This window comes from Geobacillus sp. CAMR5420 (assembly GCF_000691465.1).
Classification (GTDB): Bacteria; Bacillota; Bacilli; order Bacillales; family Anoxybacillaceae; genus Geobacillus; species Geobacillus thermoleovorans.
This window is the reverse complement of sequence record NZ_JHUS01000028.1, coordinates 1-26066: the sequence shown is the minus strand read 5'-3', so window position 1 is coordinate 26066 and position 26066 is coordinate 1. Positions and strand designations below refer to the sequence as shown.

The 26066-nt window shown below is 52.2% G+C and carries 22 protein-coding genes and 2 pseudogenes; 5 read left to right on the top strand and 19 right to left on the bottom strand.

From position 1 onward, the window contains the following. Window positions 1–2: 2 nt before the first annotated feature. Together DI44_RS11225 and corA are read right to left on the bottom strand one after the other, a co-directional pair. Entirely contained in the window at window positions 3–653 is a 651-nt protein-coding gene (locus DI44_RS11225; protein ID WP_033025007.1) for a glycoside hydrolase domain-containing protein, read from the bottom strand. 76 nt (window positions 654–729) lie between these two features. Further along, window positions 730–1722 (bottom strand): magnesium/cobalt transporter CorA, encoded by a 993-nt coding sequence (corA, locus tag DI44_RS11230; protein ID WP_011230537.1) that lies wholly within the window; start codon window positions 1720–1722, stop codon window positions 730–732. 195 nt (window positions 1723–1917) lie between these two features. Between corA and DI44_RS11235 the strand changes: the two genes are divergently transcribed. Both DI44_RS11235 and DI44_RS11240 read left to right on the top strand, forming a co-directional pair. After that, entirely contained in the window at window positions 1918–2145 is a 228-nt protein-coding gene (locus tag DI44_RS11235; protein ID WP_011230536.1) for an IDEAL domain-containing protein, read from the top strand. Between the two features lie 153 nt (window positions 2146–2298). Beyond that, a complete protein-coding gene (locus DI44_RS11240) occupies window positions 2299–3456 on the top strand; it encodes an aminotransferase A (protein WP_031212926.1) in 1158 nt (385 codons plus the stop codon). A 236-nt stretch (window positions 3457–3692) separates the two neighbouring features. Here DI44_RS11240 and DI44_RS11245 read toward each other — a convergent pair whose 3' ends face one another. The 13 genes and pseudogenes from DI44_RS11245 to DI44_RS11305 all read right to left on the bottom strand — a co-directional run bounded on the left by DI44_RS11245 (window position 3693) and on the right by DI44_RS11305 (window position 19966). After that, complete coding sequence (locus tag DI44_RS11245; protein WP_011230534.1) at window positions 3693–4667, bottom strand: NADPH:quinone oxidoreductase family protein; 975 nt, start codon at window positions 4665–4667, stop codon at window positions 3693–3695. Further along, window positions 4664–5446 carry a 2-phosphosulfolactate phosphatase gene (locus tag DI44_RS11250; RefSeq protein ID WP_033008456.1) on the bottom strand — a complete coding sequence of 261 codons (783 nt, stop codon included), beginning with the start codon at window positions 5444–5446 and terminating at the stop codon, window positions 4664–4666. Before DI44_RS11250 ends, DI44_RS11245 begins: the two co-directional genes overlap by 4 nt. 9 nt (window positions 5447–5455) lie before the next feature. Further along, window positions 5456–6514, bottom strand: a complete 1059-nt coding sequence (locus DI44_RS11255) for a phosphotransferase family protein (protein ID WP_011230532.1) — start codon at window positions 6512–6514, stop codon at window positions 5456–5458. A gap of 98 nt (window positions 6515–6612) precedes the next feature. Continuing rightward, window positions 6613–7197 (bottom strand): TetR/AcrR family transcriptional regulator, encoded by a 585-nt coding sequence (locus DI44_RS11260; protein WP_011230531.1) that lies wholly within the window; start codon window positions 7195–7197, stop codon window positions 6613–6615. 92 nt (window positions 7198–7289) lie between these two features. Further along, the gene (locus tag DI44_RS11265) at window positions 7290–8909 is read right to left on the bottom strand and encodes a long-chain fatty acid--CoA ligase (RefSeq protein ID WP_033025005.1); all 1620 of its coding nucleotides are present in this window, start codon (window positions 8907–8909) and stop codon (window positions 7290–7292) included. A gap of 21 nt (window positions 8910–8930) precedes the next feature. Further along, entirely contained in the window at window positions 8931–9713 is a 783-nt protein-coding gene (locus DI44_RS11270) for an SDR family oxidoreductase (protein ID WP_011230529.1), read from the bottom strand. An 18-nt stretch (window positions 9714–9731) separates the two neighbouring features. Then, on the bottom strand, window positions 9732–10943 hold the full coding sequence (locus DI44_RS11275) for an acyl-CoA dehydrogenase (RefSeq protein ID WP_033025004.1): 1212 nt from the start codon (window positions 10941–10943) through the stop codon (window positions 9732–9734). A gap of 174 nt (window positions 10944–11117) precedes the next feature. Further along, window positions 11118–11987: pseudogene (locus DI44_RS11280) on the bottom strand (NAD(P)-dependent oxidoreductase); the annotation flags it as partial. A 23-nt stretch (window positions 11988–12010) separates the two neighbouring features. Further along, on the bottom strand, window positions 12011–12796 hold the full coding sequence (locus tag DI44_RS11285) for an SDR family oxidoreductase (protein ID WP_033025003.1): 786 nt from the start codon (window positions 12794–12796) through the stop codon (window positions 12011–12013). A 102-nt stretch (window positions 12797–12898) separates the two neighbouring features. After that, window positions 12899–13117 (bottom strand): hypothetical protein, encoded by a 219-nt coding sequence (locus DI44_RS11290; protein ID WP_033008438.1) that lies wholly within the window; start codon window positions 13115–13117, stop codon window positions 12899–12901. Between the two features lie 119 nt (window positions 13118–13236). After that, the gene (gene odhB / locus DI44_RS11295; protein WP_033025026.1) at window positions 13237–14505 is read right to left on the bottom strand and encodes a 2-oxoglutarate dehydrogenase complex dihydrolipoyllysine-residue succinyltransferase; all 1269 of its coding nucleotides are present in this window, start codon (window positions 14503–14505) and stop codon (window positions 13237–13239) included. A gap of 31 nt (window positions 14506–14536) precedes the next feature. Further along, complete coding sequence (locus DI44_RS11300; protein ID WP_033025001.1) at window positions 14537–17389, bottom strand: 2-oxoglutarate dehydrogenase E1 component; 2853 nt, start codon at window positions 17387–17389, stop codon at window positions 14537–14539. A gap of 600 nt (window positions 17390–17989) precedes the next feature. After that, window positions 17990–19966, bottom strand: coding sequence for a methyl-accepting chemotaxis protein (locus DI44_RS11305; RefSeq protein ID WP_033025000.1), 1977 nt, complete (start codon window positions 19964–19966; stop codon window positions 17990–17992). 150 nt (window positions 19967–20116) lie between these two features. Between DI44_RS11305 and DI44_RS11310 the strand changes: the two genes are divergently transcribed. The 3 genes and pseudogenes from DI44_RS11310 to DI44_RS19420 all read left to right on the top strand — a co-directional run. Then, a complete protein-coding gene (locus DI44_RS11310) occupies window positions 20117–20314 on the top strand; it encodes a YbxH family protein (RefSeq protein WP_011230519.1) in 198 nt (65 codons plus the stop codon). Between the two features lie 77 nt (window positions 20315–20391). Then, entirely contained in the window at window positions 20392–21072 is a 681-nt protein-coding gene (locus DI44_RS11315; protein WP_033024999.1) for a GNAT family N-acetyltransferase, read from the top strand. 186 nt (window positions 21073–21258) lie between these two features. Beyond that, window positions 21259–21360: pseudogene (locus DI44_RS19420) on the top strand (ISL3 family transposase); the annotation flags it as partial. Window positions 21361–21781: 421 nt separating this feature from the next. Here DI44_RS19420 and DI44_RS11320 read toward each other — a convergent pair. From DI44_RS11320 to DI44_RS11335, 4 genes are all read right to left on the bottom strand, one after another. Beyond that, window positions 21782–22918 carry an IS110 family transposase gene (locus DI44_RS11320; RefSeq protein ID WP_033024998.1) on the bottom strand — a complete coding sequence of 379 codons (1137 nt, stop codon included), beginning with the start codon at window positions 22916–22918 and terminating at the stop codon, window positions 21782–21784. A 552-nt stretch (window positions 22919–23470) separates the two neighbouring features. Continuing rightward, window positions 23471–24319, bottom strand: coding sequence for a sugar phosphate isomerase/epimerase family protein (locus DI44_RS11325; protein ID WP_015374308.1), 849 nt, complete (start codon window positions 24317–24319; stop codon window positions 23471–23473). A 33-nt stretch (window positions 24320–24352) separates the two neighbouring features. Next, the gene (locus tag DI44_RS11330) at window positions 24353–24997 is read right to left on the bottom strand and encodes an SDR family oxidoreductase (RefSeq protein ID WP_015374307.1); all 645 of its coding nucleotides are present in this window, start codon (window positions 24995–24997) and stop codon (window positions 24353–24355) included. 62 nt (window positions 24998–25059) lie between these two features. Then, on the bottom strand, window positions 25060–26004 hold the full coding sequence (locus DI44_RS11335; protein ID WP_033024997.1) for an LLM class oxidoreductase: 945 nt from the start codon (window positions 26002–26004) through the stop codon (window positions 25060–25062). Window positions 26005–26066 lie beyond the last annotated feature (62 nt).

Sequence of the window (26066 nt, the reverse complement as noted above, 5' to 3'; positions counted from 1 at the left end):
GTTCAATACAAAAAGTCCAATAGGCGTCGGTCAGCTAAATTCGTGTCAACCGGGCAGACTTCTGCATCACGTCCGTACTGCCACACCCAGACATTCGCGCTGCAAGGCGGGGCAGCCGGCTGATAGCGCGGCGCTTTCTGCTCTTTCGTCGTTCCCGGCCTTGGTGCGGCGCTCCAAATGACCGCCTGCACCGCCACTTGGTTGTTCCGGCTGACCGCCTCGCAATAGGCAGCGGCGAAATCCCCTTTCGTCGGGTCCGCGTACAGCCCCGGCCGGTATCCGGTCGGATAGAGCGTTTCCACCCAAGCAGCGATCCAAGCGGCATCCACAGCGAAAAAGTCTTCGATGTTGGCAAACAGCAGTTTATTTTTCGGAATGCCGAGCCGCCGCGCATGGAACACCGCGTTGCGCGCCGCCACCTGACCGTTCGCATAGCCGACCGCTTCGCGGAAGGCGTTATAAATCGGCAGCACCTTCACGCCATAGCTGCGGATGCGGGCGATCTCGTCGCGTGTCAACCCTTCGGACACGTTCGGCACTTCCGACAAATAACGGCCCCAAAATTTCGGATAGCCAAGCTCCGTCCGCACGCATTGAAACAGCTGATCCGTTACGACTTGCGCCGAGTCGACGCCCCAAATTCCTCTTGCCATCGGTTCCCCTCCTTCGCGCTTACGCTGCCGTCATGATGTAATTATGTATATGAGGGGAACAGCCCGTTTTATACGGCTACTGGCGGCGCTCTCGCTCCTCCTTCGCCCAGTCGCCTTTCAACAACTGAAACCAGCCGTTGCGCTTAAACCAGACGAACATCGTCATGCCGATCACCGCCATGGCGGCCAATACAACAAAGTATCCGTACTTCCAGTGCAATTCAGGCATATAATCAAAGTTCATCCCATAAATGCCGGCAATAAAGGAGAGCGGCATGAAAATGGTCGTAATGGCTGTAAATGTCATCATAATATTGTTCATTCGATTCGAGTTGAGCGATAAATAGCTGTCGCGGATATCCGCGGTAATTTCTCGGTTTGTCTCAATCATTTCCGACAGCTTCAGCAAATGATCATAAATGTCATGAAAGTACAGCTGCCGTTCTTTCATGCGCTGCAGCCGGTCGGAATGGATGATGCGGTACAACAAGTCGCGCATCGGCACGATCGTTCGGCGCAGCTTCGATAAATCGCCGCGGATGTCAAACACTTTTTCAATAATGTCGTGAATCGGTTCATTGTTCGTATTCTCCTCTAAATCGTTCAGCACGTCTTCAATATGGTAAAGCGGTGGAAAATAATCATCCACAAGCTTGTCGATCAGCCGGTACATGACGTGAAACGGCCCCTGCTGAACATCTTCTTCATGCTTCAATCGCTCCCACACCTCATCGACCGCGTGAATGGCCGACTTATGAAACGAAACGATGAAATTTTGCCCGACAAACAAATCGACTTCCTCAGCCTCCAGCGTCATCCCGGCAATGGCATGAAGCACAACAAACAAGTAGCGGTCATAAAAATCGAGCTTCGGCCGCTGCACATATTCGAGACAGTCTTCAATCGCCAGTGGGTGAAAACGGAAAAAGGAGGCGAGCAGCGCCGATTCCTCATCCGTCGGCTCATGAAAGTCAACCCAATACCATGAGACGTCCGGGCTGTTGACAAGCGTTAAGTCAACATCATACAAAATCTCAAATTCTTTTGTCACGACACACGTGCGAATCATCGCCATCACCTTTGCCTTGTTCTCCTCTTATCATAACCGAAAAACTGTTAAGTCCCAACAAAAAACGGGTATAAAAATCATGTAGAGAAAAAATTGACAAAAAATATTTATCTAAATTTTCTTTACATTAGCATCAAAAACGACGATAATATAAGAAAGGGAACTGTTTCGTTCCCATATGGGAGGGACTGAATCATGTACGAAAAACAATACCCGAATGAAGGCGCCGTTTTGTTCAACCAGCCGGAAGAAAAAAGCAGCTACGGGCCGATGGCCGAACAAGTGCTGAAAGAAGCGATCTTCCAGTTTCAAAGAAAAAAACTGATGGAACAAATTGATGAAGCGCTCGCGGCCGGCAACAAGCCGTTGTTTTTCAAGCTTTCCGCCCAATATAACGACCTGTTGAAAAAATACGGCGCGTAAAAGGAGCGAACGAAGTTGGAAAGTGAATCGTCGATGACCAAGTGAGCCCCATTTCCGTTTGTGGGAACAATCCGGACGGAAAGGGGCTCATTTTTGTTTTTTCGTTTTCCTCGCCAATGGTACAATAGAAACAAAAAAGAAAGGTGGACAACCGTGAAACACCTCATTCAACCACGTGTTCAAGCCATTCAGTTATCAGGCATCCGCCAATTTTTCAACCTTGTCGCCGACCGGCCGGGACTTGTTTCCTTGACGATCGGCCAGCCTGATTTCCCAACGCCCGATCATGTCAAAGCAGCCGCTCAGGAGGCGATCGCCGCCGATTTCACGACGTATACAGCGAACGCCGGCCTGCTGGAACTGCGCCAGGCGGCTTGCCAATTCGTCGCTGACAAGTACGGCCTTCGCTACACGCCGGATGAAGTCATCGCCACCGTCGGCGCCAGCCAGGCGCTTGATATTACGTTTCGCACCATTTTAGAAGAAGGGACAGAAGTGCTTCTTCCCGCACCAGTCTATCCCGGCTATGAACCACTCATTCGCCTGTGCGGGGCGAAACCGGTGTACATCGACACAAGGCCAAACGGTTTCCGTCTGTCGGCTGAGCTCATTGCGCCTTATTTGACGGAAAAGACGCGCTGCCTCGTTCTTCCATACCCATCAAATCCAACCGGGACGGCGCTGTCAGCCGAAGAGCTTGAGAACATCGCTTCCCTTTTGAAAGGACGGCCGATTTGGATCGTTTCCGATGAAATTTACAGCGAGCTCGTCTATCGCGGCCGCCATCACTCGATCGCCGAGTGGCTGCCGGAGCAGACGATCGTCATCAACGGTTTAAGCAAATCGCACTCCATGACCGGTTGGCGCATCGGGTTTGTCTTCGCTCCAGCGTTCGCCGTTGAACAAATGGTGAAAGTGCACCAATACAGCGTCTCGTGCACGTCATCGATCAGCCAAAAAGCGGCGGTGGAGGCGCTGACCGCCGGCAAACACGACGCCGAGGCGATGCGCGCCGCTTACGCCGAACGGCTTGAGTATGCCTATCATCGTCTCACCGCCATGGGGTTGCCGGTTGAGAAGCCGGATGGAGCCTTTTACTTGTTTCCGTCAATCGCCGCCTTTGGCATGTCTTCGTTTGATTTTGCCCTCGATGTCGTCGAAAACGCCGGCGTCGCCCTCGTTCCCGGCAGCGCCTTTTCCGAATACGGTGAAGGCCATGTCCGCCTGTCGTACGCTTATTCGCTCGATGTGCTCAAAGAAGGGCTCGACCGGCTCGAGCGGTATATCCAAACGAAGCGCCGCAGACCGTAATGGTTTTCAAAAATCGTATTGGCTTAGACCGCCATGCCCCCATAAGAAAAAGGCTGCTTTTCTTTCGACTTTTGTTCACCATTGGCTTTAGGGGAATATACAAGAAAAGGGGGTCCCAAAAGGATCGGGACACCCTCTTTCGTCTCTATATATACGCACTGACCGATTCTTCCGCACTATATTTTGTGTCTACCCTGAAGGCAGACAGCCTTTTGGGTCAGCCCCCTCTTCTTTACTTATGGCACAAGCAATAGCTTGCCATGCGTTTTCCGCCCCTGCAGCAGCCGATGCACTTCAGAAGCCTGCTCAAGCGGGTAGACGCCGCCGATCATCAGCTTCAGGCTTCCTTCCTGCACCCACGCGAGCAATTCCCGCAAACTTTGTTCGTACAACGCCCGCTTTTTCATGATTTGCGGCAAGAAAAAGCCGATCACTGACCAGTTTTTCGCCATCAGCCGGACTGGATTGAGACGCGTCATTTCCCCGCTCGCCGCCCCATATACGACCAGGCGGCCGAACGGAGCAAGGCAATCGAGCGTCTGATGAAAGACATCGCCGCCCGCCATTTCCAAAGCGACATCGACGCCGCGCCCACCGGTCGCCTCCATCACGTCCGCAGCCCAGCTGTCTTTTGTATAATCAATGGTGACATCAGCGCCAAGCTGTTTGGCGAGCGCTCGTTTTTCCTCCGTGCTTGCCGTGGCGATGACCATTTTGGCGCCGAACCGTTTCGCCAATTGGACGGCAATCGTCCCAACGCCGCCGGCTGCGGCATGAACGAGCACCGTCTCCCCTTCTTCCAAGCGGCCCATCGTTTTGAGAATATGGTAGGCGCTTAGCCCTTGCACCGGCAAGGCCGCCGCCTGGCGGGCATCCATTCCATCCGGAAGCGGCACGACCGCCCGTTCATCGACAGCGACAAACTCAGCGTAGCCGCCGGATTCGATCAACGCGACGACGCGTTGCCCCGGGCGGATCGTTTGCACTTCCGGACCAACTTCACGGACAACGCCGGCCACTTCCGTCCCAGGGATGAACGGAAGCGGCGTCGGCACAACATAGCGGCCTTCCCGTCGGGCTGTATCCGCATAGTTGACGCCAATCGCTTCAGCTTCAATCACGACTTGCCGCCCCGTGGGTTTCGGACGTTCGCCTTCACAAACACGCAAGACATCCGGTCCACCGTATTCAACGAATTGGACAAATTTCATGGCGATATCCCCTCTTTCGTTACTTTTGTCGACGCCATATTGCGCAGTTCCAGGCCGAACGGCCCCAGCTCAAGTTTTGGAACGGCAGAAAGCGACCCGTGCCGGTTGATGTAGTCGATTTCTTTTTCCAAGCCGTACGCCGTCATCCAACGGCCGACGCGCGAGGCAGACAACACTTCTTTCGCCTTTCCTTCATCTGAATATTGCCGGTAAAAGAACCATGCGGCCGTCGCGCTGTCGGACAGCTCCGCCGCGTTGATCCCTTGCTCGATCAAGCAGTGCACAAAGTAGCCGGCGCCATAAAAGTCTTCTAGGCAAAAACGGCCCGACGAGCCGGAACAAATCACAATGATCGTCTCTTCCTGATGCAAACGGCAAATATGCTCGCTGACCGCCGGGCTGTTCAGCAAGCTCGCCGCGTACACCGCACGGGCTGGCTGAGCTCTGCGAATCGCCACCGTGCCATTGGTCGTCGATAGCACGACTGTTTTCCCTGGACAAACCGTTTGCAAAAATAGCGGCGCCGGCGGATGAAAACCGGCGATCGTCCGCCCTTCGTATTCGCCGACGAGCTCATAGCTGCCCTCTGGCAAGCGAAGCGCGATCTCCTTGGCCTCCTCGGCATCGCGCACCGGGATCACCGAACGAGCGCCGGCAGCGAGAACTGCTGTAATCGACGAGGTGGCAAGCAAAACATCGAACACGACAGCCACCTTTCGATCAGCAAGCGCCATCTCATCAATGTCTTCTTTGCGCAGCACGACATGCACTTTTGTCATCACGCCGCCTCACCGTCCTGTCGCCAGCTGCCATGCATGCTCAATGAGCGCTTCGACAAACTGGCCAAAATGGCGAAACCGCTCATCGTTCGTCTGTCCGCGGCGGTAGCGGTAATAAATTTGCTGGCAAATGACCGCTAATTTAAAGTAGGCAAACGTTAAATAAACGTGTATATCGGACACATCACGTCCACTTTTTTTGGCATATGCCTCAATAAACTGTTCGCGCGTATAAAAACCGGGACGGACGGTGACCGGCGCGCGGCCAAACCCACTTTTAATGAGTGGAGGATCGTCTTCCTCAATCCAATAACTCATGGCCACCGCCAAATCGGCAAGCGGATCCCCGACCGTCGACATCTCCCAATCAAACAGCCCAACCATTTTGGTGATGTCGTCTTTGGCAAACAAAGCGTTATTCAGCTTAAAATCGTAATGGATTACGGTTGCTTCGCGCTGCGGTGGAATATGAGAAGCGAGCCACTTCATCAGCGCCTCGGCTTCCGGAATATCATCCGTCTTGGCCCGCTCATAGCGCTGGATCCATCCGTGCACTTGCCGTTCCATAAATCCATCCGGCTTTACCATCTGAACGAGGCGTGTGTTCGTATAATCAATTTGATGGATACGGACAAGCGTCTCGACCATCGTCTCGGAAATGCCGCGGCAAACCTCCTCCGTCGGAGTGATGCCATCGGGAAAATCACTGTCAATCACGACGCCATGCCGCCGCTCCATGACGAAAAACGGACTGCCGATCACCGATTCGTCTTCACAAAAATAGAATGGTTTCGGGGCGAGCGGGAACAGCGGATGGATTTCAGAAAGCCACGTGCTCTCCCGCTTCATATCATGCGCTTTCGGCGGCACCGGGCCAAACGGCGGCCGGCGCAGCACCGCCTCCCACTCCCCACAGCGGAGCAAATACGTCAAATTCGACCGGCCGGCGGAAAATTGCTGGATCTCGAGCTCCCCATCCGGCATGTCCGGCAGCACCGTGCGCAAAAACTTGGCCAGCTTCCCTGCCGGCAGTTCTTCCCCCTTGCGCACTGGAATAATCGCTGTCATCTCCCTCTCCCCCTTGGTCAACAATTCAAGCGCGCCATTGCCGCCGCACGAACAGCATCCATCGACACACCTCGGATCAAACTTGTTTGTCTCTCTTTTCACTCGGCTTTCGAGACAGACGGCGCGCTCATGCCATCAAGCAGGATCTCCACCATCTGCTTCGCCACCTCGGCATCGGTCAGCTCTCCGTCCGGACGAAACCATTGGTAGCTCCAATTGGCCGCCCCAAGAACGGTAAGCGTGGCGATCGACGGCGACAAATCGCAGCGCAGTTCACCGCTTTTCATTCCTTCCTCAATCAACGACTGCAGCCGATAGCGGAACAAATCGCGCTTTTCTTTTACTTTTTGTAAATGCTCCTCACTCAAATGCTTCATTTCACGAAAAAAAATGCGAGCTTCCCTTCCTTGCCGCTCGACATTATGAATGAGCATGAAGATAATGTCATACAGCTTCTCCCGCAACGGGCGCCGTTTATCGCTTATAATGCGCTCCTCTTCGTCAAGCAGCCCTTCAATGTAGCGAAGGTGAATATCCATCAACAGTTCTTCTTTGCTTGTAAAATAGTAATAAAACGTCCCTTTTGTCACCCCGAGGGCGTCAACGATGTCTTGGATCGATGTTTCGCTGAACCCATTTTGTTCAAACAGCTCAATGCTGGCAGCCATAATTTTCTCCTTCATGTTTTTACACCTCTTGCCTAAAATGTAGTCGCTGCCAGCTATTGTACCATAAAACGGCCAAGCCTGCTTCGGACTTGGCCGAAAGCCCTCTGTTATTGCGGGCGGGACGCCTCTTCACGCAAGGCGCGGCGCAAAATTTTCCCGACGTTCGTCTTCGGCAGTTCGGCACGGAACTCGACAATGCGCGGCACTTTGTACGCCGCTAAGTTTTTTCGGCAATGGGCGATGATCTCTTCCTCGCTTGCTTGCATCCCCTCTTTCAGGACGATGATCGCCTTCACCGTTTCGCCGCGGTACGGATCAGGCACACCAACTGCCGCCGCCTCTTTCACCGCTGGATGTTCGTACAGCACTTCTTCGATTTCACGCGGATAAATGTTATAGCCGCCGGCGATGATCAGATCTTTTTTCCGGTCGACAATCGTCACATACCCTTCCTCGTCAATCGAAGCCAAATCGCCAGTGTACAGCCATTCGTCGCGCAGCGCCGCCGCCGTTTCTTCCGGCATGTTCCAATAGCCTTTCATCACTTGCGGTCCACGGATAATCAGCTCGCCGACTTCGCCTGGCGGCAGCTCTTGCGTGCCAGTCGCCACATCGACGACTTTGTACTCGGTCAGCGGCATGCCGATGCCGACCGTGCCTGGCTTGCGCGCCGCAAACGGCGGATTGCAATGCGTCACTGGCGAGGCTTCGGACAAGCCGTATCCTTCAAGGATAACCGCTCCCGTTTTCGCTTCGAAATCGCGCATCAATTCAAGCGGCATCGGCGCGCTGCCGCTGTTGCACGTTTTAATGCTACTGATGCCGTATTGCTCGACTCCAGGAGTATTTGTAATAGCGACATACATCGTCGGCACGCCTGGAAACACGGTCGGTTGCTTGTCGCGAATCGTCTCCAACACTTCTTTCAGCTCAAAGCGCGGCAGCAAAATGTTTTCCGCTCCTTGGTAAATGGCCAAGTTCATTCCCGACGTCATCGCGAACACGTGGAACAACGGGATGACAGTTAAATATCGCTCTTTCCCGAACTCAAATGTCCCTTTGAAAAATTCGGCGCATTGCAAGACGTTGGCGAAAATGTTGCGGTGGGTGAGCATCGCCCCTTTTGAGCGCCCTGTCGTCCCGCCAGTATATTGCAACACAGCGACGTCATGCGTTGATTCGATCGACACCGGGCGCACAGCTCCGCTTCCTGCAGCAAGAAATTCGTCAAACGTGACATCTCCTTCAGCCAGCGAAACGGATGGCGGCGCTCCGAAGCTGACAGTGATCGCTTGTTTGACGGCTGTCTCCCCTCTGACGGCGGCAAGGCGCGGATAAAGCGGTTCATAAATGACGATCGTCTCGGCGCCGGAGTCTTTGAGCAAATAGGCAAGTTCGCGCTCAACAAGCATCGGGTTCACTTGTGTGACGATCGCGCCCGCCTGCAAAATGCCGTAGTAAGCGATGACATACTGCGGGCAGTTCGGCAGCATAATCGCGACGCGGTCGCCTTTTTGCACCCCAAGCGCCTGCAGGCTTGAGGTGAAACGGTTGACCGCCGCCTCAAGCTCGGCATAGGTGATCGTCTTGTCGTAAAATGTCAGCGCCGGCTGGGAGCCGAATTCCGCCGCTCGTTCATGCAGTACATCGCATACCGTTTTGTCGGGAATATCCATATAGAACGAAATGTGTTCCGGATAAAGAGACAACGCCCGTTTTTCGCTCATTTGCGTTTCCCCCTTTTTTAATTAAATGCCGGTCGCATGGCTGCCGCCGTCAACGACGAGGAGCGCGCCCGTGACAAAGGCGGACGCCGGGGAAGCGAGAAACAAGACGGCCCCTTTCAAGTCATCTTCGCCGCCAAAGCGGCCGAGCGGCGTATGCTCGAGCACTTTTTTCCCAACGCGTTCAAGAACGACTTTTGACATTTTCGTCGGGAAAAAGCCCGGCGCCACCGCGTTGACGCGAATTCCGTGCTTCCCCCATTTGGCTGCTAGGTCCCTCGTAAACGTAATAACCGCCCCTTTGCTCGTGTTGTAGCCGATCGTATTTAAAATGTCCGGGTGCGTGCCGCCAAGGCCAGCGACGGAAGCGATATTGATGATGGAACCGCCGGTTTGTTTGGCGATCATCACCTTGCCGACCGCTTGGCTCATGAGAAACGTGCCGGTAACGTTGACGTTGATCACCTTTTGCCATGCCTCAAGCGGCATTTCCTCGACCGGCGCTCCCCACGTCGCTCCGCTGTTGTTGACTAAAATGTCGATGCCGCCAAACTCTTTGACGGTCGTTTCGACGACATGTTTGACCTCCTCCGGATTCGTCACATCGCACCGCAGCGCCAGCGAACGGACGCCGAGCTGTTCAAGCTTTTCTTTCACTTGCTCGCACGCTTCCACTTTCCGCGAACAAACGACGACGTTCGCCCCGGCTTCGGCAAGACCGACGGCAATTTGCTCGCCGAGCCCGCGCCCACCGCCAGTGACAATGGCGGTTTTCCCCTCGATTTTAAATAAGTCCAACACATGCATACGACCACTTCCTCTCCCTTATTGTTGATATTGCCGCAATTCAAGCTTGGCAACTTGCTCTTTATGCACTTCGTCCGGCCCATCGGCCAGACGGAGCGTGCGCGAGTTCGCCCACATGGCGGCAAGCGGAAAATCGTTGCTCACCCCAGCGGCGCCAAACGCCTGAATGGCACGGTCGATGACCTTCAAAGCGACATTGGGCGCCACCACTTTAATCATCGCAATTTCTTTGCGCGCCGCTTTGTTGCCGACCGTATCCATCATGTACGCCGCCTTTAGCGTCAGCAAGCGCGACTGCTCGATCTCAATGCGCGACTGGGCGATCCACTCGCGGATGACGCCGTGTTCAGCGAGCGGCTTGCCGAACGCCACCCGCGACTGTACGCGCCGGCACATGAGTTCAAGCGCTCGCTCCGCCGCTCCGATGAGGCGCATGCAATGGTGGATCCGTCCCGGGCCAAGCCGGCCTTGAGCGATGGCGAACCCTTTTCCTTCGCCCCAAATGATGTTTTCTTTCGGCACGCGCACATGGTCATACGTAATTTCGGCATGCCCGTGCGGCGCATGGTCAAAGCCGAACACCGGCAGCATCCGTTCGATTTTCACGCCCGGCGTATCAAGCGGAACGATGATCATCGACTGTTGCTCATGTTTTGGCGCATCGGGGTTCGTTTTTCCCATCACGATGGCGACTTTGCAGCGCGGGTCGCCGGCGCCAGACGACCACCATTTCCGTCCGGTGATGACATACTCATCGCCGTCGCGAACGATCGAAGCGCGAATGTTCGTCGCATCGCTCGACGCGACATCCGGCTCCGTCATCGAAAAGCACGAGCGGATTTCTCCGTTCAAGAGCGGGATGAGCCACTTTTTCTTTTGCTCCTCTGTGCCATAGCGGACGAGCACTTCCATATTGCCCGTATCGGGCGCATTGCAGTTGAACACTTCCGGGGCGATGAGCGAGCGGCCCATTATTTCGCAAAGCGGCGCGTACTCCACATTCGTTAATCCCGCGCCGTATTCGCTGTCTGGCAAAAATAAATTCCAAAGCCCTTCTTTTTTCGCCTTTTCCTTTAATTCTTCGATGATCGGCGGCACGCCCGACCATCTCGACTCTTGTGCGTTCAGCTGCTCCTCATACACCCTCTCGTTCGGATAAATGTAATCCTCCATGAAAGCGCTTAATTTTTTGATCAACTCTTTCACTTTTGGTGAATAAGAAAAGTCCATATGCTCCCCTCCCTTTTATACTAACCGGTTGGTATGTTGTTTCTACTTTTACTATACCTCTACCAGAGGAAATATTCAATATTTTTCGATAAATACATCCGAATTTGCGCTTCCCATCTCCCCTGCTTCGCTGAGAAGACAGAGAAGATAAAAAAGGGCGAACAACCGCCCCGATTACGCCTTAACATACCGCTTGTATAGCGCTTGCGTGCCGCTGTTTTCCTCACCGGCTTGCGCCAACTCTTCGTACAGTTGTTTGGCGAGCGCCAGGCCTGGCAGCGGCAAGTTCATCCGCTCGGCTTCCTCAAGCGCAATTTTCATATCTTTAATGAAATGCTTGACGTAAAACCCAGGAGCAAAATCTCCTGACAACATGCGCGGCGCCAAGTTGCTCAGCGACCAGCTGCCGGCTGCCCCTTTGGCGATGCTTTCAAGCACTTTGAATGGATCAAGACCAGCCCGCTTCGCATACGCCATTGCCTCGCACACCCCAATCATGTTCGTCGCGATGGCAATTTGGTTGCACATTTTCGTATGCTGGCCGGCTCCAGCTCCTCCTTGCCGCACGATGTTCGTGCCAAGCCGCTCGAGAATCGGCTTGCACGCCAAAAAGACGTCCTCATCACCGCCGACCATAATCGTCAACGTTCCTTCGCGCGCGCCGATGTCGCCGCCGGACACCGGGGCGTCCAAAGCATGGATGCCCTTTTGCTTGGCCGCCTCGTAAATCGATTGCGCGAGCGTCGGCGTTGACGTCGTCATATCGATGACATATGTTCCCGGCCGCGCATTCTCCAAAATGCCGCCCTCGCCGAAATACACTTGCTCGACATCGCGCGGATCGCCAACCATCGTCATGACGACATCCGCCTCCCGCGCCAAATCAGCAACCGTTTCCTTCCAAACCGCTCCTTCTTGAAGCAAGTCTTCCGCCTTTTCTTTTGTGCGTGTATAAGCTAGAAGTGGATAGCCCGCCTTCAGCAAGTGGCGCGCCATGCTTTTCCCCATGACGCCAAGGCCGATGAATCCGATCGTTTTCATCCGGTCTTCCCTCCTGTCGGTTTGCCTTAAATCGCCTTCACCATGCCGCCATCGACAATGAGCGCTTGACCAGTAACGTACGAATTCGCTTCGGACAGCAAGAAGACGACGACATTGGCAAACTCTTCAGGGGTTCCGTAGCGGCCGAGCGGAATGGCGCTTTTCATGCGCGCTTCCATTTCTTCTTTCGTAATGCCGAGTTTCTCGGCATTCACTTTGTCCAAAAAGGCGACGCGCTCCGTCGCGATCCGACCAGGAGCCACCGTATTGATTAAAATGCCATCCGAAGCCAGCTCAACAGCAAGCGTTTTCGTCAGCCCAACGATGCCAGTGCGGAACGTGTTGGATAAAATAAGTCCCGGAATCGGCTCTTTAATCGATGATGAGGCGATGTTGACAATTTTTCCTCCCTTTTTCTTTAAGTAAGGGAGCGCTTCGCGAATGAGGCGAATATAGCTCAACAAATTGAGCTCAAACGCATATTGCCAGTCTTCGTCGCTCACCGTTTCAAACGTTCCCGCCGGAGGGCCGCCGGCGTTGTTGACGAGCAAATCGATCGTCCCAAACGTCTCGACCGTTTTGGCGACAAGCTGGCGAATGTCGTCGGCGTTGGTGACATCTGTGCGCGTATAAGCGACGCGTCCCTTATGTAAACTGTTCAATTCTTCCGCCACTTCGTGCAACTTTTCTTCGTTTCGGCTCGTGATCATCACGTTTGCTCCTTCAAGCACAAGCGCCCGGGCGATCGCCTTGCCAAGCCCTTGGCTCGAGGCAGCGACAAGCGCCGTTTTTCCCGCCAATCCAAGTTCCATCGTCATCCCTCCAACAAAAGAATGGGTGTTACGTAACCATATTCGCGCTCATTCGTCATTTTCCTTCTTTCGATCAGCGAAAAAAGTGATCCGCTGGGCGGATCACCTCTCTTCGAAAAGCGACTGAAACCGTTTCATCTCTTCCTCGACGTCAAGGCGATCAACGTGAAACGGATTCGGATTGGCAGCCTTCATCGGATCAGCATCAGTCCGCACCCCAATCGCCTCGGCGCCGTCGGCGGTCGGATCGTTGATGACGCTTTCACGCGCGCCGTCGCGGTAAAACATGTGCGGGTGATCGTTTCGTCCACGCTCTGGCATCAAATTCCCCCCTTTTTTCCGGTAGTGTTCCGTAAGACATGGAAAATCATTCACCGATCAGGGAAAGGCGGGGAAAAAGAAAGAGCCCGCGCATCGCAGGCTCCCCTTTTCCTTCCTAATCAACTTTCAAGCAGCAAATCTTCCGGATTTTCGATCAAGTCTTTCACCGTTTTTAAGAACCCTACGGCCTCTTTGCCATCGATGATGCGGTGGTCGTATGACAAGGCGACGTACATCATGGGACGGTTTTCGATCCGCTCTTCATCGACGGCGACCGGACGCAGTTTGATCGAATGCATCCCTAAAATGCCGACTTGCGGCCCGTTGAGAAGCGGGGTCGACAGAAGCGAACCGAACACACCGCCGTTCGTGATCGTAAACGTGCCGCCTTGCAAATCGGCGAGCGACAACTTGTTGCTGCGCGCTTTTGCGGCCAATTCGGCAATGTCGCGCTCAATTTCAGCGAAGTTTTTCCGGTCGCAGTCGCGCACAACCGGAACGACAAGCCCTTCGTCCGTCGACACGGCGACGCCGATATCATAATATTTTTTCAACAAAATTTCGTCGCCTTGAATTTCCGCATTGACGTACGGATATTTTTTCAGCGCGGCGACAGCCGCTTTGACGAAAAATGACATAAAGCCGAGGCGGACGTCATGCTCTTCGAAAAATTTATCTTTTTTCCGCTTGCGCAGATCGATGACCGCCGACATGTCAATTTCGTTGAACGTCGTCAACATCGCGGTCGTTTGTGTCACTTCCAGCAGCCGTTTGGCGATCGTTTGCCGACGGCGCGACATTTTTTCGCGGATGACCGGCTTGCCGGCCTCAGCGGCTGGAACGGCGGCCGGCGTCGACGTCGGCGCGGCTTGCGGAGCCGGCTGCGGGGCGGCGGCCGGTTGTGCGGCAAACGAGGCGACGTCTTGTTTGCGCACGCGCCCAAGCGGATCAACGGTCGGCACTTGCGTCAAATCAATTCCTTTTTCGCGCGCCATCTTTCGAGCGGCCGGCGAGGCGATCGGTCGTTGGCCCGGAGCTTGGGCGGCCGCGACTGGCTGCGGCGCTGGCTGTTCATTGCTGTCGGCCGGCGCGACCGTTTCCGTTTCATCGGCTGGCTGCGGAGCAGCTTGCAAAGCGGCAGTCGGTGCTGCCGCTCCTTCGCCGATAATGGCGATCGCTTGGCCAACCGCAACCGTATCGCCTTCATTGGCCAGCAGCTGCTGCAAAACACCCGACTCTTCCGCCATAATTTCCACGTTCACTTTATCCGTTTCAAGCTCGCAAATCGATTCTCCTTTTTCCACGTAGTCGCCCGGTTTTTTCAGCCATTGGGCGATCGTTCCCTCCGTGATGGATTCTGCTAACTCTGGTACTTTGATCTCAGCCACGTTGATGCCCTCCTCAAATGTTCCGTAGTCATCATTCATGCTTCGTCAATGCACAGCGGATGATGCGCTCTTGCTCTTTTCGGTGGACGACCGGATCGCCTTCCGCCGGGCTGGCCCGCCGGCGCCGCCCAATGTAGCTGACATCGACACCCTCTGGAGCCAACGCCCGCAGGCGCGGTTCCATATACAGCCATGCCCCCATGTTTTTCGGTTCTTCTTGCACCCAGACGAGTTCTTTAACGTTCGGATAGCGGGCGATGATGTCTTTCACCGCTTCTTCCGGGAACGGATACAGCTCTTCAATGCGCACAATATGCAGCCAGTCAAGACCTTCCATTTTGCCGATTTGTTCCGCCAAATCGATCATCAATTTGCCGGTGCCAAACACGATGCGTTCCACTTTGCCAGCGTCAGCGCCCAATCCCGGCTGTTCCAGCACCGGCGAGAACGCACCGTCAACGAACGCTTCCGCATCCGATGCCGCCAGCGGATGACGGAGCAAGCTTTTTGGCGTCATGATGATGAGCGGGCGTACTTCTTCTCTTGTCAACAGCGCCGCCTGCCGCCGCAAAATATGGAAATATTGCGCGGCCGTCGATAGGTTGGCGACCGTCCAGTTGTTTTCCGCCGCCAGCTGCAAAAACCGCTCGACGCGGCCGCTTGAATGTTCAGGGCCTTGCCCTTCGTAGCCGTGCGGCAAGAGCATGACAAGCCCGGATTTTTGCCCCCATTTCGCCCGGCCGGATGAAATGAATTGATCAAACATCACTTGCGCCATGTTGGCAAAATCGCCAAACTGCGCTTCCCACAGCACGAGCGTCTCCGGGGCGTACACGTTGTAGCCGTATTCATAGCCGAGCACGGCCGCTTCCGTCAGCGGGCTGTTGTACACAACAAACGAAGCTTTCGCGCCGCTGATATGGTGAAGCGGCACATACTCTTTGCCGGTTTTGACGTCATGCAGCACTAAATGGCGCTGTGCGAACGTGCCGCGCTGCGAATCTTGACCAGTCAGACGGATCGGCACCCCGTCTTGCAAAATCGTGGCGAACGCCAAAATTTCCGCATGCGCCCAATCGACTTTGCCGTTTTGCGCAAACACGCCGCTTCGCCGTTTTAAAATGCGCTCAAGCTTGTTAAAGACGTTGAATCCGTCCGGAAACTCCAGCAATTCTTCGTTCACCCGATGGAGCACGTCTTTCGCCACGCCCGTTTTCACTTCCGGCAGCCGATCGACGACCGGTTTGGGCGGATCCATGATGAAATCGAGTTCGTCTTCGTTTTTCGGCACCCGCTCGTAGGCGATTTTCAGCCGTTCGGCCACCTCTTGCTCCATTTCGTCGACTTCCCGCTCGGTGATGATCCCTTTTTCCATCAATTTTTGCGCATACAGCTGGCGTACGGTCGGATGTTGGTTGATGATCGCGTACATCGTCGGGTTCGTCGCCATCGGCTCATCCATTTCATTATGACCGAAACGGCGGTAACCGATTAGGTCAATGACAAAGTCTTTTTTAAACCGCTGGCGGTAGGCAAACGCCAAGCATGCGGCCGCCAAACAAGCCTCCGGGTCGTCGGCATTGACGTGCACAATCGGCACCTCAAACCCTTTCGCCATATCGGAAGCATACGTCGTCGAGCGTGAATCGTAACTCTCCGTCGTAAAGCCGATCATGTTATTGGCGATGATATGGATCGTCCCGCCGGTCGTATAGCCGCGCAACTGGCTTAAGTTGAGCGTTTCCGCGACGATCCCTTGTCCCGGGAACGCGGCATCGCCGTGAATCAAGATGGCAAACGACGCATCCGTATTTTGCACCGGCACTCCTGGTTTTGTCCGATCTTCTTGCGCGGCGCGCGTGTAGCCAAGCACAACCGGATTGACCACTTCGAGATGGCTTGGGTTGTTCGCGAGCGTGATCCGCATCGTATGCGCGCTCTTATTGCGCAGACGGCGCGCCGCCCCCAAATGGTATTTCACGTCGCCCGTCCAGCCGTAGGTGATGGCCACCGCTCCTTCAGATGGAATAAAGTTTTTGCTCTCTGCATGCTGAAACTCGGCGAAAATCATTTCGTACGGCTTGCCGAGCACGTGAGCCAGCACGTTCAACCGGCCGCGGTGCGCCATGCCGATGTTGACGGCGTCGATTTCATGCTCGATCGCCTGTCTGACAAGTTCATCCAAAAGCGGCACCATGGAATCAAGCCCTTCGATCGAAAACCGTTTTTGCCCGACATACGTCCGGTGGATGAACTTTTCAAACCCTTCGACTTCCGTCAAGCGACGCAACAAGGCGACCCGCTCTTTGTTCGCCAGGCTCGGATAGTACGCTCCGGACTCGATTTGCTGAATGAGCCAGTTCCTCTCTTCGAGATTATGTACTTGCGAGAATTCGAACGCGATTTTGTCCGTGTAAATTTTGCGCAAATGCAAGATGGCGTCCCAGCCGTTTTGAACATGGGCCGGAGCATGCGGGCAAAGGAACGCAACTGGAATGCGCTTTAAGTCCTCTTCCGTCAAATCGTACTCGTCAAGCTCGAGACGGCGCAGCTTTTTCTCTTCTTTGACGAGCGGATTCGTGTCGGCAGCCAGATGGCCATAATGGCGAATGCTGTCCGCCAGCTTGACAGCGGCGACAAGCTTGCTGAAAATCGTCGGCGTCTCCGGCAGCCGGAACGTTTGATGCGTTTTGGCTGTTTCGTCATCCGCAGGAGAAACCGGTTCTTCCAAGACCGGCGCCCCCCACTGTTCGAACAATTGTTTCAGTTCCGGGTCGATGCTGTTAGGGTCATCGAGATACTGTTCGTACATTTCGATGACATAACCGAGGTTCGGCCCGTAAAACTGGCTCCACGGTTGAGCGTAGTTCGTCTGTTTTGCCATCGTGAAAAAACCTCCACCTTGTTTTCGCATCGTTCGGGCTGGGCAACAGCTATGCATGAAAGTCCTCATTTAGCTGCCAGTATCCCCAAACGTACAGCAAAATAACAGTATAAACGTTTTCACTGTTTATTTTAGCACTATCGCCCACTAAAATCGACGAAGAAGCTGAAAAAATTTCACTTATTATCATTGTATGAATACAAAAAAGATCGTGACTGCACGGCGGCGGGACATTCATGATTTTAAGTAAACGCCGACCGACATTCATCTCCCGCTTATTTTGGACTGCACCCTGTACAAAGCGAAAGTGAAAGTCTCCTATTCGAAAATGATTGAACGCCTCTTGCCTGCGCAAACGTTTAGCGGTGGGAGATTCTTTGGAACAACCGCTCCACGACAGGCTTGCCAGCCAAGCCATCCTCGTGTGTCCCACGGTTCCGTTGTCTTACGAAGACAGCAAGCGAAATCCTTCTTTTTTTGGGCGGCGTTAGGGAACATCCTTGATGCTTCATCCCCCACTTACGCACGCGGAAATGGGAGCCTTCTCGGCTGGAGATGATAAAAAAGGCGCCCCGTTGCCGCTAGGACGCCTTCCATTTTTTATGAAATCTTAAACTTCTCAACCAGTTGTTTCAACTGCCGGCTCATTTCGCTTAACGCCTCCGCCGATTCGGTCACCGTCGAAAGCGCCTGCAACTGATCATCAGCCGAAGCAGCCACTTCTTCCGCCGCTGCCGCTGCTTGTTGGGCGATGGCGGCGATGTTTTGCATCGCCCCGACGACATCGTCTTTGCTCGCGTTCATCCGCTTTGCTTCCTCCATAATCCCAGCAAGCGCATCAGCCACTTGCTCCATCATGCCGGTGATTTTGACAAACGAATCGCCGGTCGTGTGCACCGCTTCCCGCTGTTCGTCGTACGCCTGCTTGGAGCGGCGGACCGCCTCCATCACCAGCCCGGCTTGCTGCTGGATGGCGGCGATCGTCGCGCGGATCATCTCCGTCGCTTTCGCGGATTGTTCGGCCAGCTTGCGCACCTCATCGGCGACAACGGCAAACCCTTTCCCATGCTCGCCAGCCCGCGCCGCCTCGATGCTGGCGTTTAACGCCAGCAAATTCGTCTGTCCGGAAATGGCCGTGATCGTTTGAATGACACCGTCAATTTCATCCATCTTTTTCACAAGGTCGCTAATGACATTTTCTACAGACTCGAGTTCATTTTTCGCTTCCTCCGATTTTTTCTGCAAAATGTTTAAATGCTCCAAGCCGTCGTAGCTCGCGGTTTTCGTTTCATCGGACAGCGACTCCATGCCAGCCGTCGCATTCGTGACCGCTTCGATTTGCTGCGACAGCGCCGTCGTCCGCTCATTGATCGTATCAAGGCTTCCTGCTTGATCGGTCGTTCCTTTGGCGATTTCGCCGATCGCTTTCGCCACTTGTTCGCTTGTGGCCATCGTTTCTTCGGAGACAGCGCTCAAATGGTCGGCCGAAACGGCCAATTCATTGACCGAGCGGTTCACCTCGCTGATCAGCATCCGCATATGGTCGATCATGTCATTGAAGTGGCGGGCGAGGCGGCCAATCTCATCTTTGGCAGTGATGCGCGCGTGCACCGTCAAGTCGCCGCCCGCCGCCTTTTCGACTTGCTCTTGCAGCGCAGCAATCGGCCTTGTGATCGAACGCGCCAAGAAATAGACGGCAACAAGCGCTACAACGAGCGCAATGACGGTAATGACAAGCATGTTCTTCCCAATGGAACGGCTCATGGCGGCTAAGTCTGCTTCTTTATAGACAGCGCCGACTTTCCAGCCGAGCTCTGGAATCGTAGTGAAGTAAATCACCCGCCGTTCGCCGTCTTGCTCATATTCGTGCATTCCTTTTTCATGCTCGAGCATATAGCGGACCGTCGCGTTTTTCGCCATGTTTTTCCCCTTGTATTGTGGGTGGACGACCGCCGTCCCCTTCGCGTCAAACAGCACCGGATAGCCGTGATAGCCGACGTCGCTCGCATTGACGATTCTCGTCACCGCATCGAGCGTCATATCGATGCCGATGACCGCAGCAATGCGGCCGTTTTCGCTCACCGCTTTGGCCAACGTCACAACGTGCTTGCCGGTAATCGCATCGACGTACGGTTCGGTCCACACCACTTCATCCGGCCGCTTCATCGCCGCTTTATACCACGGGCGGCTCGTCGGATCGTATCCGTCCGGGAGCTCTGTCATCGGCGATATATACATTTTCTTCTGCTCCGTGCCAATATAGATGAATTGCACATTCTCATGCAGGCGCAAAAACGTGCGGAACTGTTTCTCAAGCTGCAGCCACATTTTTTCATCTTGAACCATTTGCAAAGCCAACGGCGATTCACTGAATTGCACTAAGCTATTCTCCTCACTTTGAAAACTGTCGCGAATATCGCCGAGCAGTCCGTCAAGCGCCGTCTGCGCTCGATGTTTCACATCAGCGTCAACAAGCCGTTGCGTTTGCCAAACAACGATGAGCTGCGTCGCCGCCAACGAGATGATCAATAATAAGGCCATCAAGACGATCAATTTGCTGCGCAATGTCCGGAACACTCGCTATTTCTCCCCTCTGTTTCCTCTTTTTTGTCGAACTATGTTTCATTATAAAAGGACAATCGTCCTCCGTCTATAGGATTAGCTTCTTAATTCATACATAGAGGGCCACCGTGTGCGAGACAATAAACTAGAGGCAGGTGAATGATGATGGGTGCCATCGAACACGAAGGATATCGATTTGAGATCGAATACAGCGTCCTGTTGCAAAAAGGGGCGCTGCATGTTTACCGCAACGGCGAATTCATCGATGAAATTGTGTTTCCCTTTCGCGGCGAAAAGCCCGATGAACAGCAAATTGAAGCGCTTGTGAGCGAGTATGTCGAGCAAAAAGCCCGCGGCCGCTAACAGCGGCCGTTTTCTTTTCTTGCCATTTTTTCGAGTTTTCCGTTATGATGAGGGTAAAAAAAGCAAGGGGGATCGGCATGTACTATAAACGTTTATACGTCTTTGACGGCAACACCCCGCGCGAAGCGGTCATCCGCAACTATACGACAGACGACTTCGCTGATCTCATCCGCGTGCAGCAAGAAAGTTTTCCGCCCCCGTTTCCATCGGAGTTGTGGTGGAACGAGGAACAATTAACCAACCATGTCACCTTGTTTCCCGAAGGAGCGCTTTGCGTCGAAGTCGACGGGCGCATCGTCGGATCGACGACCGGCTTGATCGTTGATTTTGATCCAGCCCATGCCGATCATACATGGGAAGAGATCACCGACGGCGGCTACATCCGCAACCACCGCCCGGATGGCAACACGCTGTATGTCGTCGACATTTGCGTCTCGCCGCCATACCGGAAGCTCGGCCTCGGCAAGTGGCTCATGCAGTCGATGTATGAAGTCGTCGTCCATCTCGGCCTTGACCGGCTGCTCGGCGGCGGGCGGATGCCTGGCTACCATCGACATGCGGCTGAACTGTCGCCGGAAGCCTACATCGACAAAGTCGTCGCCGGCGAGCTGAACGATCCGGTCATTACATTTTTGCTCCGTTGCGGGCGAACGCCGCTTGCGATTGTCCGTAATTATTTAGAAGACGAAGAATCGCTCAACCATGCCGTGTTAATGGAATGGCGCAATCCATTTAGGCAGATGACCAAAAAAAATTAACAGACACCAAATGACAGGAATTGTCGGCAACGAACGCAAAAAAATAAGGTTCATCACCACAACGTGTACTTGACAAGCGAGGCTTTTTCTCGTGTCACCATGTAGGAAAATCGTTGATTTACTGATTTTCCTTATGCATGTAAGCAAGACATGATCTGAAACAGTCAAGTACAACTTTTGGTGAAGAGCTACAAGATCAAGCTGATGAAACGTCGGGGATACGGATACCGAAATATCCAGCGTTTTGCATTGCGGGTTCGGCTAGAAACAGCTAACATACTTTCATGACAGGTGCAAGTACAACTTTTGGTGATGAACCATATAAATTATCTTACCCTATAAGGCTTGACATGGAGCCTCTGCATGCATAGATTCTTTTGCGAAGGCCGCAGCACAAAAGGAGTTCGCAGAGGCAACCAACCTACCATGCACGCCACTTCATGTAAAGCCGTGTCTCTGAAATTAATTGTAAATTATCATTTTATTTCAGCACAAAACGCCCATTTTTTTGCACATTCTTTCAGAAAGCCCTCTCCCCTTTTCTGAAGGAATGTGCTGGAACTTTTCTGTGAAAATCCATAAAACCCGGTCAACTCTGTATATCCTGTGATCAGTTTGGATACACTACAAATGGCCAAAAAAGACAACAGGAAAGCAGAGGTGCCTTATTTTTAGGCATCTCGTATATTCTGTATTCATTTTGGCTATACTAACTTACTTGTGGTCCCCAAAACGGTTCTTTTCGGGAAAGCATGCAGTAAATGGTGACAAGCATTCGGTGCGCGATCGCAACGAGTGCTTTTTTCTTTCCCCGGCGAGCCGCCAATGACCAAAATTTCGCCGCCAACGGTTGATTCCTGCATCGGGATAACGCCCATGCCGCCTCGCATAACGCGGATTTAATATGAGGATTCCCCTTTACCGTTCGTGTACTTTTGCGTTTTCCAGCGCTTTCGTGATTTCCCGGGGCCACCCCAGCCCAAGAAGCGAGGCGCTGCGGTGTCGGGAACTGTCCCATATCCACTCCGATTTCGGCGATGATGACGGCGGCGGTTTCCTTTTTCACTCCAGGAATCGTCATCAGAAGATCCACTTCCTGTTGATACGGTTGTAAGAGATGGTCGATGCGTTGGTCCATCTCCTGAATCAAGCTTTCCAAATACTCGATGTGCTTCCACGATTGGCGAATCATGAACAACTCATGTTCGGTTAATGTCCCAAAGAGCGATTCCTGAATTTGTTGCTTTTTCCCTTTCTTTCTTCCGTGAAGGCAAGCGTCGATATCGGCTTCTTCGATGTACCCCTGTTCCATTAAACGGGTCAAGAGTTTTCGGCCCGATACTCCGAAGATGTCGGAAATCACCGTACCCAGCTTGATATTGGAACACTCCAATACTTTATGAATTCGGTTTTTTTCCGCAATCAATTGACCCACCCACTTTTTGCGTAAACGGGTCAAGTCCCGCAATTCTCGAATTGGCGCGGGTGGCACAAAACTCTTTTCAATCAGTCCATAACGCAATAATTTAGCGATCCATTCCGCATCGGATACATCCGTTTTTCTCCCTGGGACATTCTTGATTCGCTGAGCGTTGGCCAAGGTAATGTCAAAGTAGTCCTCTAAAATGTTAAAGACCGGTTTCCAGTAAACCCCCGTACTCTCCATCGCTAGATGAGTGATTTCTCGATCCTCGAGCCATTTCAGGAGGCGAAACAAGTCTTTGGTAAACGTCGAAAACGTTTCGATCTCCTTTTGAATGTGGTCTTCTTCTCCCCAAAGCGCACAAACGACAATCGTTTTGGCATGAACATCTAAACCTGCGCAACGATGATAAAGCACATCCATGATCCGGACTCCTTCCATTGATGAATTCGCAAACAGTGAGTCCACTTGTTCGTTAGGCATTTTTCTGTTCGTAGTCACCTTTTCCAAATGAAAAGGGCTTACAATGGGTGGAACACCAAATGGACTCAAACAGTTTTTTGTACAGGGTCGAACCACCATTAAAAAGCACGTCTTTCCAAACTGTTTGCGTTCATCCTCCATTATGGAAGGAGAGATGGATTTTCATGCCTGGGTGGGGAGTAAAATTTACTCATGGATGTTTTTGTCACTAAATCACAAAATTTGGTGATGAACCTAAAATTTATCATTAGAATCATGATTGGAGCTTCAATTCGATGAAGCTGATATCTGTTATGTATCCCTTATTCATCTCATCTTTATCCAACTATAACGAAAAACGAATATAAACAAAATACGGCAAGAGTCCGGTGGAATGCCGAACTCTTGCCGCATAAGGTTCACTCTTTTATACGTATCTATTTGACAGGTATTATTATTTAGCCAACCTGTATCCTTTAAACGAATCAATCAAAGGAGCGGATGAAGGAATGATTATGGAGTTAATTTTAAATCCGCCCAATGTGGGTGTGCCTCAAGTCTACGCTCCATATCGCGGAACGCTTTGAGTGAACGGCTTAGCTTGCTGTAAGCGTCGCCTCCTTCACCCCAACCTTGGTAGCCAATCATCCCATTATAGCCCATCTTTTTAAGCTGTCCAAGCAACGCAAAATTATCTAACTCTCCGACATCCAAAGGCTCGATTGTCGCCACTCCCCCAAAACCGTGAGGATCTCGGCGGCTGCCAGAAATGTTTACTTGTTTTAAGTAAGGGGATACCGCTCTAAGTGTACCTAATAGGTTTGTTCCATCGACTGCGTACCAATGGTAGCCGCAAAATACAATGCCGAGATTAGGATGATTGAGACGCTTGCAAAGTCTTACTGCATCTTCATGGCGTTCAACCCAGAATGATAAGTGTGTGTAAAGTAAGATATTAATGTTTCTTCGTTCCGCAATCTTCAGTGCTTTTTCCAGCCACTTCACAGCGATGTCGTCCCCTTTAGGGTCTGAAGGGCGTATATGATGTCCGACAGATTGAATCGCCAGCTCGACCGTGGAGCATCCTTCCATGATCTCCAGCATTTTTAAAATACCCGTATTTCTTGGATGGTCCTCACCTAATGAAAGGTCTAACACAACGTACACGCCAGCGACATCCAGTCCATATTTCTCCTTAACGTTTTTCAGCTTCTCTACATCTCTCCACCGTTCTCCGTGCCAGACGGATAAATGGGTCGCATCATACCCGATCTCTTTTAGCATTTCACACCGAGCTTCAAAGCTATAAATGCCCATGGAGTTATAAAAAGCAAAATCCATTGCATAAAATTTGTAAGCCATGTTTCTAAATTCTCCCTTCGGATGAATGCTTCATTACAGTGATTTCAATGCTTCCGCAATCTCTGTATCCCCCGACATTAAATCGAATGCTTTTTTATACGTATTTGGTTCATCAAGAGATTGAACGATTGTTCTTGCTACATCTTCACGTGGAATGCTCCCGACATTTAAGTTTTCTGCTACAGCAACCAACCCTGTGCCTTTTTCATTAAGAAGATATCCAGGACGAATAATCGTATAATTTAAACCACTATTCATTAACATACGGTCAGCATAATGTTTAGCGACATAATAAGGTTTGAGGTTTTCTGGCCAGTTCTCACGGTTGTGGGCCTGGAATGAGCTCACCATGACAAATCGTTTAATTCCGACTTTTTCTGCAGCTTCCATCGCTTTTACGGCACCGTCTAAATCGACAAGCAATGTCTTATCCGCTCCTGTGTGTCCACCTGAACCGGCAGAGAATACGATCGCGTCACAGCCTTTGGCTGCTTCGGCAATTTCATCGACAGTACCTTCAAGATCAGCGAGTACCGCTTCAATTCCTTTTTTCTGAAAAGCCTCCAATTGCTCTTGTTTTCGAACCATTGCACGAACGGTGTGCCGCTCATGCGCATGAAGCATGCTCACCACTTGTTTGCCTACTTTTCCGTTGGCGCCAATGACCAAAACTTTCATACGCATCCTCCCTTTCTTATATTTACGTCTTTAAAGGTTATCAACCAAATGGATTGTCCTCATCATGATAAAGCCGGAAAGTGTGGAAGCACAAATTCACCTAATTCTTCGATCACTTCTTCTACTGGGCGTTGGCCATATTTTAAGTTGATGATGACATGGTTCACACCTGCATCTCGTAAAGCTTCAAGAAATTCGATAAGGAAAACGCGGCCCGTACGGAATCCAAGATGAATCGGTATTGGTACATGATATGGGTCTTCCGCCAAATCAACATAAAGCGATTGGGTAAATGGCTTAAATTCCTCTGTTAACGAACGCCAATTCTCGATTAATGCTCTTTGAAATTTGAGTGCACGTGGATAGTAAATCCAGCCATCACTATGTTCAGCAATCCATTCAGGAGGCTGTCCACTGTGACCTGTCACCATTACTGGTATGTCTGACAATTTCGGTTTTGGCAAAAGATCTCCATTTGTCATATGCACTCGTAAAGAGTCAATGACAGGAAAATGCTCTTTCCATGCTTTTTTCATGACACCAATTGCTTCTCGGAATAATTCGCTCCGATCTTCTGGATTCACAGAGAATGCTGGAAACTCGATTGGACGGTCACCTGTTGCGACACCGAGAATAAGTCTTTCACCAGATAATCTGTCTACAGAAGCCGCCGCTTTTGCGACATGAAGAGGATGGCGCAATGTTAAAATAATACTTCCCGTTCCCAAGGCAATCTTTTCTGTGTTGGCAGCAACATACCCTAAATACGTAAACGGGTCATATATTTGCCCGACATCCCCGAAATTAGGATCGCGCAACGGTACATCTCTCACAAATAATGAAGCGAAATTGAGTTCTTCTGCTCGTTTGGCTAACTTCATTTGCTTTTCTATATTCATCTCAGGGACATCGCCCATATACGATTCAATCGGAAAGAACAATCCTAAAGTTAGTTTGTTTTCTTGATACATGCGTGAATACCCTTTGTGATTTTTAAATTTTTCCATTTCACATCTACCTTCCAATTATTTTTTAATTTTTTTAACCCATGGTGCTAGATAAACTTGAG